We start from the raw sequence: 11866 nt of genomic DNA on the forward strand, positions 1-11866 counted from the left end.
CAGCCGCTATTTTTTCAAGCGCGTTGGCATGCTTGTTTTCATCGGTTATTTTTTTTACGCCATGTAAGCGTTTTTTGAAAATGAATTGATCTTTTTTTAAGCACGTTTTTAGCTCGCCAAACAACTGACCTAGGTTTACCACCCGCATACCTTATAAAATTAGTTAAAGAGCCGTAATTGTATCAAATTAAACGGCTGGGGTTAATCCTACAAAATGCATAACGCGGGGTTGTTTGTTATATAAACGCTGCTATTGAACTAAACTGTGAATAATAAATTTATTTTAAACAATTATTTTCAGGGCTAACTACATTGAATAAATTAAATGACGTTGGCTTATTCGTCACTAAAAATGCCCACGTAGGTCGCTTGCGTATTCGATTTACTTGCTCGATACATGCCAGAGGTATTAAACGGTAAGCTAATATTACCCTTTGTATCAATAATAATTACGCCGCCAGTGCCACCAATAGGCTTAAGCACGCCGTGTATAACTTCATCCCCTGCCTCAGCAATGGTTTTACCTTGGTACTTAACTCGCGCACATATATCGCTTGCTACGTTATAGCGAATAAAATATTCACCATGCCCTGTTGCCGATACCGCGCACGATTCATTTTCAGCAAATGTTCCGGCCCCAATTACCGGCGCATCCCCCACACGACCATAACGTTTTGCGGTCATACCACCTGTTGATGTACCTGCCGCTAAATTACCATTTTTATCAAGCGCCACTGCGCCAACCGTGCCCATTTTGTAAGAGTTAGGTAATGCTTTGTGCGCGGCTTGGTACTCTTTACTGGTTGCTTTGGCTTTATCTAATTTTTGTTTTGCTTTTAAAAGCGCTTTGTAGCGAGGCTCGGTATCAAATAAGTTATTTTCGACAAGCTCAACACCTTGCTCTTTAGCAAACTCTTCAGCGCCTTGCCCACTAAGCATTACATGTACAGAGTTATCCATTACCAAACGTGCTAAGTTAATTGGGCTCTCAATATGCTTTACACCCGCAACTGCGCCTGCTTCACGGTTTCGACCATCCATTATGGATGCATCAAGCTCATGCCCGCCATCGTAGGTGTATACCGCTCCACGCCCTGCATTAAAATAAGGGGATTGCTCTAATACTGCAATTGCTGCAATTACCGCATCTAAGCTTTCGCCGCCTTGGTGTAATACTTTATAACCTGTCTCTACTGCTTGCGTTAATTTTGCACGATACTCTTTTTCTTGAGCGGGTGTAAATCGTGCTTTTTCAATTGTCCCTGCCCCACCATGAATCGCAATGGCAAAAGGAGTCTCTGCAGCTAATGCACTATTGCTTAAAGCAACAAGGCTGCTCGCAAAAATGGCTAATAATGGTGTTTTCATAATGAGTTCTTTTATGGGGAAGTTATAAACTAATGTGAATGGTTACGGACTTAATTTCAACTAAAGTGAGTTTAATGGCATAAAAAAAGCGCCTTAAGGCGCTTTTTAAAATTTTACGTGTTTGTAATTAAGCTTGTTTAGCTTTTAAACGCGCTAAACGTGCTACTTGGTGAGTAGACGTTAAGAACGAGTAAATTGGTGCTAAGTAACCACGTTTACGAAGCTCTAAGAAATCAGCATCGCTTAACTCGTTTAGTTTTTTCTCATCGATAAGGTAAATACCGTTGATGTCTTTTTTCTCGCCTTTAATGTCTACTGTTAGCGTTTGCGCAATTAGTAGCTCTTTATCAGCAAGGAATTTAGTGAACGCTTCAGTTACTTGAGAAAACTCAATAAATGATACTAGCGCTTCTTTACGACGTTTTAGGTAATCTGTTTCTTCGCCGTTTTCAAATAATGCGTTACCTTCGTCTTCACCAACAAGCGCACTTGCTTCGTCAATTACGATACCGTATTGATCTTGATCTGGGTGTTTAACTAAACCAAGTGGGTAACGAGTAGATGCCATAGGTGCAAATGCTGCAGTCCATTTACCATCTTCTACAAAAAGGTTTTCGCCTGGCTCTAAGCCAAACATAGCAACTGCTTGAAAAGTGCCGGTTTCGTTATTTTTAACGAATGACATTGGAAACTCGTTTGCTACACGTGCAAACTCATGTGCAACTACTGGCACTAAGTGTTGAGTTTTCATGAATTCTACATTGATGCCGTTTTGAATTTTAGTGTTGGCATGTTTTTCGTTGTGTAAAGGCTGTACTTGTTGCTCCGCCATGTTACTGCTCCGTTTATTTTAATTTATATGTTTCATTGTTAATGCCTTTAGGCTAATGCTTTTGAGCTAAAAAAGGAAGGGAAACTTTTATGACAACAACCATGAAAAAATAAAATTTAACTAAATCTGAACGTTGTTAAAAAACATACAGCTCAAACTCATAAATTTTGTTCAAAAACAACACACTTCGTGGTTGATTTTAATACAAACCAAAGTTATTCATTAACATTGGTTAACAGTTCAAAGCTATTTTTTTGCAGTGTTTAGGCTTAAATTTAAGCAAATAAAAAAGGCCGCTTATATAAGCGGCCTTTAAAAGTTAAATTGGCATCTAAATTAAGGTGCCCAATATACTTCAATATTGATACTTGGATGGTTAAGCACAGCGCGTAGTGGCATGTCATTCACATCGCCGCCCGCTTTTGCTTGCTTATAAACAGCGAGTTTTTCTTCACCGCTAATTAAAAGCTTAACCACTTTAGATTGCGCAATGGCATTTAACGTAAGCGTCATTCTCTCGGTAATACTACCGGTTACTTCACTTTGTATCGCATTAATTGCACATACCGATTGCTCAGTTGTTAAACCATGCTCTAAACCGTCTGCATTTGGGAATAACGACGCTGTATGGCCATCTGGGCCCATACCTAAAATAGTTACATCATATGGGCTTTTTAGCTCGCTATAAGCCGCTTCACACTCTTGTGCGCCCTGTTGAGCCGTTGCTGCAGCGTTCTTCATAGTAATAAAGTTGGCAACACTACCATGATTTTGTAATAAAGTACTTTTAATAAATGCTTCATTACTTTTTTCATGGCTTGGGTCTACCCAACGCTCATCAACCATAGCAACATCAACATGTTGCCAATCTAAATCAAGCGTTGATAAATGCTTATAAGCGGGCGCAGGAGACGAGCCGCCCGACACCATTAATACAGCACGGCCATCGTTTTTAATGCCATCACGTAATGATTGCTCAAGCGTTGCAGAAAGCTCAGCTGTTAACGCGTCTTTATCATCAAAAAACTTTTCAACTAGTGTTGCCATGCTTATACCTTATCGCCTGTGTTAAACCATACATGATTGTTTTCTGCCAATAATTCATCAGCATCATCAGGTCCCCAGCTACCAGCACGGTAAAGCGCAGGCTTGCCTTTGTCTTGCCAACGGTCGATTATTGGATCAATCCACTTCCACGCTTGACGAACTTCATCACGGTGAATAAATAACGACGGGTTATCAGCAGCGGCATCAAGCATTAAACGCTTGTACGCATCTGAGTGGAAACCATTGCTGTAAGCTTGTGAAAGCTCAATATTCATTGTTACTGGCTCAAGTTGCATTTGAAGATTATCAAGGCGCTTAGACATAAGCGTTAGTTGAATTGTTTCCTCTGGCTGCAAACGAATAACAAGACGATTTGGCTCGATATTACCCACGTTATCTTCGTAGATATTGTGAGATACTTTTTTGTATTCAACCACAATTTCTGCACAGCGCTTAGCCATACGTTTACCCGTACGAAGGTAAAATGGAACACCTGCCCAGCGCCAGTTATCAATATGCGCGCGAATAGCTACAAACGTTTCTGTTTTACTAGAACCTTCATTTAGCTCTTCTAAGTAACCCGGTACAATTTTACCGTTTAAGTCACCTGGTACGTATTGACCACGAACAATATTTTCATCAACATCACCATCTACAAGCGGGCGAAGTGCTTCTAATACTTTTAGTTTTTCGTTACGAATGCTGTTAGCGTTAAGCTTATTAGGCGACTCCATTGCAACTAAGCAAAGTAGTTGTAATAAGTGGTTTTGAACCATGTCACGAAGTGCACCGGCTTTATCATAAAAACCAGCGCGGCTTTCGAGACCAACCGTTTCTGACAAGCTAATTTGAATATTATCAATAGATTTAGCATCCCACATATTTTCAAACAATGAGTTTGAAAAACGCAGCGCCATTAAGTTTTGTACTGTTTCTTTACCTAAGTAATGGTCAATACGGAAAATTTGTTCTTCATTAAAAAACTCTGCAATTTTTCCATTAATTGCTTCAGCAGAATCACCGCAATAACCAATTGGCTTTTCAACAACAACGCGTGATGTAGGTGTAATTAAACCTTTAGTCGATAATATTTCACAACATGTGCCGTAAACAGCAGGCGGAAGCGATAAGTAAAACACGCGAGACTTAGTGCTTTCGTGCTCATCTAAAATGCCTTTTAGCACATCCCAGTTGTCGTCTGCTTCTGTAACATTACTTACCACTGGCACTAAAAAAGTAGAAAACGCTTTCCAATCTTTAGCGTTAAACTCACCTTTGCTTAAAAATTCTTGTAATGCTTTATGCGCTGTTTCTATGTATTCAGCACGTTTCGATTCTTCGCGCACTGTTGGTAGGATACGTGAGCCTTCAGGTAAGTTACCTTCTTGATATGCTCTGTACATTGCAGGTAGCAATTTGCGTAACGCAAGATCACCACCGCCCCCAAAAATTATAATATCAAAAGGATTAAGCATAGTTACTCTCTACGTTATGATACCCAGTACATTTTGTAAATGCGCGGGTATGCCTATTTATTGCTAGATTAGATGGCTTTTATAGCTGTATTTAAATAAAAGCCTGCTGAATTGTTCTGTATCGATGATTTATTATTATTGTTTATCATTGCGCTTATTAAATGAGCCTTAGGGGCCCTGTATCTCCTCTCACAAAAATACAGACCCTAAGCACTCCAGCGCTACCCGTTCAAAGGTACTCGGTTTACTTACTTGCGTAAGCGAATTTTTTACTGCGTACGGTTTTGTTTATAGTACGCCATTAAGCCGTTTGTAGAACTATCATGAGCGTGTTTCACGCTATCATCAGTGAGTTCACTCTCAATTTTAGATGCTAAACCTTTACCCAGCTCTACACCCCATTGGTCAAACGAACATATTTCTAAAATAATGCCTTGGCAAAATATCTTATGCTCATACAGTGCAATTAAACGGCCCACTGTTTTAGCATCTACTGTATCTAATAGCATAGACGTTGTAGGACGATTGCCTTGATGAATTTTATGATTTAATAACTCATCAATCTCTGCTTGCGATTTACCCTTAGCGGTTAAATCAGCTGTAACTTGCGCTGCATCTACACCACTCATCATCGCTTCTGTTTGTGCAAAGAAGTTCGATAATAAAATATCGTGATGCTTATCAACATTCACTTGTGGCTTAACTGATGCAATAAAATCTGCAGGTACAATTACATTACCTTGGTGTAAACACTGATAAAAGGCATGCTGACCATTAATACCCGTCATGCCCCAAATAATTGGAACTGTAGTATAAGGTACCGTTTCGCCTGCAAAGTTAACGTGTTTACCGTTACTTTCCATTTCGCCTTGCTGTAAATACGCAGGCAACATATGCAGTGCTTGATCGTACGGTAATATAGCTTGCGCTGTATAACCTAAAAAGCTCGTATTCCATACACTAAGCAATGCCATAATTAATGGTATATTTTGCTCAAACGGCGCAGATTTAAAGTGCTCGTCTATTTCAAACGCACCTTCTAAAATTGCTTCAAAGGCGTCGTAGCCTAAATATAAAGCAATTGGTAAGCCTATCGCACTCCAAAGTGAAAAGCGACCACCAACCCAATCCCACATAGTGAATACGTTTTCGTCGCTGATACCAAAGGCTGCCGTTTTTTCTAAATTTGTACTTACTGCAACAAAATGCTTTGCAATTGTACTTTCATCTTTTGTTGTTTGTAAAAACCAGTCAACCGCAGTTTTTGCGTTTGTCATGGTTTCTGACGTCGTAAATGTTTTTGAAGAAATAACAAATAATGTTGTTTCAGGGTCAATGGCTTTTAATATAGACGAAATTTGTACACCGTCAGCATTAGATACGTAGTGAACATTTAACGTATCATCAGCAAGTGCTTTTAATGCCTCAGTTGCCATTTGTGGACCAAGGTTAGAGCCACCAACACCAATACTTACAACATCTTTTACCGCTTTGCCGGTATAGCCTAACCATTTACCGCTACGAACTTTTTCTACAAACACTTTAATTTTAGCTAACTCGTTGTCTACGGCTTGTGTCACGTTTTCGCCATCAACAATTAATGGAGTGTGAGCACGATTACGAAGTGCCGTATGCAAAACTGAGCGATCCTCAGTGATATTTATTTTTTCACCGCTAAACATTTTATCGCGCCACGATGCAATATCGCATTCTTTAGCAAGCGACATTAAGTTAGCAAAAACATTGTTATCAATAAGTTGCTTAGAATAGTCGAATAATACGCCTGGTACTTGAGTAGAAAACTGAGAAAAGCGCGTGTCATCTTGTGCAAATAACGTTTTTAGATGTGTTTGTTTCATCTTAGCTGCACTTTGTTCTAGTGCTTGCCAACTTGCTAGTTGCGTTCGGTTAGACATGGAAATATCCTCTATTTTTTTCAATCAATTGATTTAAAAATGTTTTTTATAAAAGCAAAACTCTTAATACTACTTATTCACACTAAATTAAAGCGCAAATAGTATAACTAAAAATGCAAAAAAAGTGCTGTTTTTATAATTTTATGTGCAGATGATAACGCAATTTTTAGCTTTTGACACCGGTATCATAAAAATTTTATAAATTAATTTACCTGTAATTTTAAAGGCAACAGCATAGCTTAATCAATCAAAATGAAATATTAATGAATTTTTATAAGCGCTGCTAATTACTTTTCATAGTTATTCACTAATTACTGTAATTGTTTGCCTTGCAAACAAATAAACCTTAAAAACAAAAAATCGGCTATAAAGCCGATTTTGTATAAATTACAATCTTTGCTTAATTACTAAGCGCTAGCCCACCACTTAGATTATAAACCGTTTTGTATCCTAGCTGCATTAAATTGCTCGCAGCAATCTTTGAGCGGTTACCACTGCGGCATAATAAAATATAGTTGTTATTTTTACTTAACTGCCCTTCAAATACCGCATTTGCCATTCTGCTAAGCGGTATATTTAATGTTTTTTCATCTAGTGTATTAAATAACTGAGCAACATTATTTGCTCCATGTTCATACGGCTCCCGAGTATCTATTAAATATGCATCGCTGGTGTTTAACATTGCTTTAGCGTCATCAAAATTTAATTGCTGTGTATCAATCTCAGGCAATGCATTTACATAGCCACACAATTGCGTGTTATTTACTTGCTTTGAAGCGTCGTGCTGCTGCTTTTGTATAGTAAATTCATCAACTGAAATACTGCCGCTTACTAGCGCATTAAGTAATGGCGTTTGGTTTTGTTGTACAGCCCAGTTCATGGCAAAACATTGTTGGTAGTCGTGCCCTGAGCAAATAATGCTGGTGCTATTAAGTTGCTCGCTTATTGCTAAAATAGAGCGTGCCATTGCTTTTGCATCCCCACCTATAAGCGATGTATTGCCAAGTCCTGCAGGCAAAATTAAATCACCACAAAAACAATAACGCGTTTCGCCATTAATATTTTTTAATAAATAACTTACGCTATCTTTGCTGTGCCCAGGTGTCGCTATTTTTTCAAGTACGTCATTTGCTAAGCTAATACTTTCTGCATTTAGTGGCCAACCTAAAGCATCAACCTCACCTTTTACAACTCTTGATGCAAGAACACTGGTTAATAAATGAGTCGCTGACTCTCGCTCTTGATGCAGATGAGTATTAAGCACCGCTGATATAGTTAAGTTTTGTGTATTAGCTATTTTTTCAAAGCGCGGAATAAGCTCAACAATCGGGTCTATTATAACTGCGTGCTTATCATCGCTTACATAAAGCCAACTACATGCTCCTTGGTGCCTAAACTGAGTAAGGCCAAGTGCGCACACTTCTTGCTGTGGTGTAGTGCTATCAGATACAATTAAACAGTTAGCCTGTAGTATTGCTTTAAGAGCGCGAATACGCACACAAGCATCATCAATATCGTGTTGTGTTGCTGCAGGTCCAAACGATAGCCTAATCGCGTTTTCGCTTTGCCTCTTACTTGCACCCATTGCATCTAAAACAAAACTTGTAGATGCACCCGTACTACAAGCCGAACCACCACTTACGCGAATGCCCGCAGCATCAAATAAATCAATCACTTCTTTGCTCGTTAAATCGTTTACCGCAAAGTTAAGTGTGGTAGGCACGCTATAAGCAAAATCATGATTAAATGTAATATCGCCAAAGGTGTCTTTTATCGCGCTTTGTAACTGGCTTCGATAAGAGTTAAGTATGCTAATTGGTTTAAATGTATCGTCTGATTTATCAAGCAACATACTAAATAGTTTATTTAACCCTGCAATACCGGGTAGATTTTCGGTGCCTGAGCGCATTCCACTTTCTTGACCGCCACCCGCTATAAAAGGTGTGTACGCACTGCCACTACGAATATATAAAAAGCCAATACCTTTAGGTGCGTAAAGCTTATGCCCCGAAAAAGGAGCGTAATCAATAGTTGTATTACTCAGTGCGAGCGCTTGTTTACCGAGTGCCTGCACGCAATCCACCATCCACGATACATTTTTGTTACGGCTANACGAATTACCTGCTCTATAGCGGATAAATCTTGATATACACCGGTTTCGTTATTAACGGCCATGGTGCAAATCATCAAAGCGTTATTAATATGCTCTGCGATAAAATCTAAATCTAAAATACCGTTACTATCAACCGGAATAGCAAGCACCTGAGCATTAACGTCAAGTACGCTATTCCAGTGCTTGAGTGTATTTGGCACCGCTTTATGCTCAGTAGCGCCATATAATAATACAGGGTTTTTAATAGACTGCTTTTTAGCATTAATTAGTGTAGAAACCACCGCAGTTTGAATACCCTCCGTTGCACCAGAGGTAAATAGGATATCGCCATTAGTTGCGCCAATAACCGTGCGTGCCTTTTGACGTGTTTGTTCTAATAAATGCTTGGCTTGAATACCTGTGATGTGCGGGCTTGAAGGATTACCAAAACATATTTGCATGGTATGAGAAACAACAGCAGCAATACAAGGCAACACAGGGGTCGTTGCATTTGCATCAAGGTAAACTTGTTTTACTGGCTCATCGTGCAATAAAAACTCAGACATTAAAAAACGCACCTTATTACTAAAAAATATATCTTATTACCAATAGTACATAAATTTACAGGTAATGAGTAATAATCAATTAGCACTAGAGGTGCGTTTACTATGCTTTTTTAAACTAAAAGTCTGTTTGCTTAACTATTCAATGAGCTCTTTGCTGATCTCTTCGTGCGTTGACGACCAAGCTGTTATTAGCGCTTTTACTAATGAGGCCAACGGGATGGCAAAAAATACGCCCCAAAACCCCCATAAACCACCAAAAAATAATACCGCGACAATTATAAATACCGGATTTAAATCAACTGCCTCAGAAAACAACAGCGGTACAAGTACATTGCCATCAAGCGCCTGAATAATTCCGTAAATAATTAAAATGGTCCAAAACTGTGTTTCTAATCCAAACTGAAACAGCGCAACTGCCGCTACCGGAATAGTGACGAGTGCCGCGCCAATAAATGGAATTAATACCGAAAAGCCAACAAGCACACCAAGTAAAGCTGCATAGCGCAAATCTAAAACAGTAAATGCAATGAAAGACACACCACCAACAATTAAAATTTCGAATACTTTACCGCGAATGTAATTCATAATTTGTTGGTTCATTTCGTTCCACACTTGTAAAATCAAGCGCCGTTGCTGCGGGATCAGTTTAGCTATACTCCCTGTCAGCTCCAGCTTATCTTTAAGCATAAAAAACACCAGTAACGGCACAAGCACCAAATATATAAGCCAAGCAACAACATCTTTTAAAGACGTAAGTGAAAACGATAATACCGCTTGGCCAAACTCAATAATTTTAGCTTCTACGATTGCAACAATTGCTTGTACTTGTTCTATATTAATTAAACTTGGGTATTGTTCAGGTAAAGCCATTAAATAAGACTTCCCCTGCTCTAGCATATGCGGTGTTTCTTGCACTAAGTTACTGGTTTGCTTCCAAAGCACTGGGCCAATAACTAAAATAAGGGTGAGCATAATGCTAATAAATATCAACATTACAATAATTGTTGCTGTAAAACGTTTTAAGCCAACACGCTCTAAATGAACAACCGGCCAATCTAGTAAATAAGCGATAACCAGTGCAACAAGCACAGGAACAATTAACGCGCCAAAAAAGTAAAGTAAGGCAACTGATACCAATAATAAAAATAATAAGGTAGACGAATGAGGATCCGAGAACTTCCTTTCGTACCATGTTTTTACGTATTCAAACATGTAATGGCTCCACTAATAACAACCCACGTTGTTTATCAAAATTGTAACTATAAGCATTTTTTTGCAAAAAACGTTCAATGTCGTTCGCACTTTCACCTTTATTAAGACTAAAAGTGATGCATTGTTTTGATGACTGTGCACTTCGAAGCGCAAGCTTGAACTGCACAAATTGCTGAGGACACTTAAACTCTTTTAAATCGCGCTCTACCATAACTACTTTATCCGTATAGTAAATGAATAATAAGTCGCATATTTACGGTCTACGTATTTATGTACTCAAACCGTTGTAACTTTTTGTTAAAACAATTCCTGCAATAGTTTATCCTTATAACATAACTAGCAGTAAGGATAAGTTAATGCCTGGCACGCATAATAAAGCGCAACTACCAAGTAATCCAACACTCAAAGAGATTAATTGGTTTAAAAAGCAGATTAATTGGGGCGAACTACCTCCTTTTTATCACCTTGTTGCCTCATCAATAAGCGAATCAGAAGGAATTTTAGATCATGGGTTCGACAATGCAGTTAAACAACTTTTAGATAAACGCAATTGGAACTTAGATTTATTAGAAGGCTATGAAGATAACTTAGGTGAAATACATACCAAACATAAGCCACGTATTGCGCTGCACCAAGTATTTACCGACAGAGGCTTTGAGCTATGGGCACAGCCTTATGCTAAAGATGTTATTGTTGATCAATACATAAAAAACAATCGCTTTATGGAATTTAGAGTGTGGGACCCACATTCAATGAAAAACTTGATCAGAATAAGTCAGTTACATAAGTTTATTGGCTTTTATTTTGAACGAGGCGACAAAGCAGATAAAGCCATTATTTTACATGCACACAAAGTAGTACATAAAATTATTACTTTTTTGCAGCGAGAATTGAACGTTGTAAAGCTTGATGGAGTCACAATAAAAGAACTGTACCAATTGTGCGAAAAAGACAGCCGTGCAAGCAGTGACGAAATAGACATAGCCAAAATTGCAATTGGCGAACAAATTAACAAGGAATAAAATGCAGCTAAAATCAGCATTTATCACTTTATGCAGTGCTGCGCTTACGTTTAGCTTATTAATAAGCGAACCTTTAAAAGCGCAAACCAACTTTACGCTTCCTGATTTAGGAACATCTGCATTACAAGCACTGCCACTCGAAAAAGAACAAGCCATTGGCGAAGTAATGATGATGCAAATACGAGGCTCATCACCAGTAATAAACGACCCAGTGCTAGATGAATACCTCACAACTATTGGTCGTAAACTCGTTGCTAATGCTAATGACGTGCGCTTTCCGTTTTCGTTTTTTTGGATAAACAACTCAGAAATAAATGCCTTCGCCTTTTATGGCGG

At 38.6% G+C, this 11866-nt stretch carries 9 protein-coding genes and 1 pseudogene (1 of these 10 cut by a window edge); 2 read left to right on the plus strand and 8 right to left on the minus strand.

Annotated elements, in window-relative coordinates; translation table 11 throughout:
- Window positions 1–336: 336 nt before the first annotated feature.
- The 8 genes and pseudogenes from L652_RS0107810 to L652_RS1000000125360 all read right to left on the minus strand — a co-directional run bounded on the left by L652_RS0107810 (window position 337) and on the right by L652_RS1000000125360 (window position 10719).
- The gene (locus L652_RS0107810) at window positions 337–1368 is read right to left on the minus strand and encodes an isoaspartyl peptidase/L-asparaginase (protein WP_029753367.1); all 1032 of its coding nucleotides are present in this window, start codon (window positions 1366–1368) and stop codon (window positions 337–339) included.
- 127 nt (window positions 1369–1495) lie between these two features.
- Window positions 1496–2200 (minus strand): SapC family protein, encoded by a 705-nt coding sequence (locus L652_RS0107815; protein WP_024597622.1) that lies wholly within the window; start codon window positions 2198–2200, stop codon window positions 1496–1498.
- Between the two features lie 336 nt (window positions 2201–2536).
- A complete protein-coding gene (pgl, locus tag L652_RS0107820) occupies window positions 2537–3247 on the minus strand; it encodes a 6-phosphogluconolactonase (RefSeq protein ID WP_024597623.1) in 711 nt (236 codons plus the stop codon).
- Window positions 3248–3249: 2 nt separating this feature from the next.
- The gene (gene zwf, locus L652_RS0107825; protein ID WP_024597624.1) at window positions 3250–4722 is read right to left on the minus strand and encodes a glucose-6-phosphate dehydrogenase; all 1473 of its coding nucleotides are present in this window, start codon (window positions 4720–4722) and stop codon (window positions 3250–3252) included.
- A gap of 269 nt (window positions 4723–4991) precedes the next feature.
- Window positions 4992–6638, minus strand: coding sequence for a glucose-6-phosphate isomerase (gene pgi, locus L652_RS0107830; RefSeq protein WP_024597625.1), 1647 nt, complete (start codon window positions 6636–6638; stop codon window positions 4992–4994).
- A gap of 400 nt (window positions 6639–7038) precedes the next feature.
- Window positions 7039–9296, minus strand: a pseudogene (locus tag L652_RS01000000123470) (aminotransferase class V-fold PLP-dependent enzyme).
- A 135-nt stretch (window positions 9297–9431) separates the two neighbouring features.
- Window positions 9432–10508, minus strand: a complete 1077-nt coding sequence (locus tag L652_RS0107840) for an AI-2E family transporter (RefSeq protein ID WP_024597626.1) — start codon at window positions 10506–10508, stop codon at window positions 9432–9434.
- Window positions 10501–10719: a hypothetical protein gene (locus tag L652_RS1000000125360; protein WP_024597627.1), complete on the minus strand. Its 219-nt coding sequence runs from the start codon at window positions 10717–10719 to the stop codon at window positions 10501–10503. Before L652_RS1000000125360 ends, L652_RS0107840 begins: the two co-directional genes overlap by 8 nt.
- 145 nt (window positions 10720–10864) lie before the next feature.
- Between L652_RS1000000125360 and L652_RS0107850 the strand changes: the two genes are divergently transcribed.
- Both L652_RS0107850 and L652_RS0107855 read left to right on the plus strand, forming a co-directional pair.
- On the plus strand, window positions 10865–11530 hold the full coding sequence (locus L652_RS0107850) for a hypothetical protein (RefSeq protein ID WP_024597628.1): 666 nt from the start codon (window positions 10865–10867) through the stop codon (window positions 11528–11530).
- 1 nt (window position 11531) lies between these two features.
- Window positions 11532–11866 carry the 5' portion of a M48 family metalloprotease gene (locus L652_RS0107855; RefSeq protein ID WP_024603395.1) on the plus strand. 1096 nt of this gene lie beyond the right edge of the window, so only the first 335 of its 1431 coding nucleotides appear in the window; it begins with the start codon at window positions 11532–11534; its stop codon lies beyond the right edge, outside the window.

The organism is Pseudoalteromonas sp. TB25 (assembly GCF_000497995.1).
Classification (GTDB): domain Bacteria; phylum Pseudomonadota; class Gammaproteobacteria; order Enterobacterales; family Alteromonadaceae; genus Pseudoalteromonas; species Pseudoalteromonas distincta.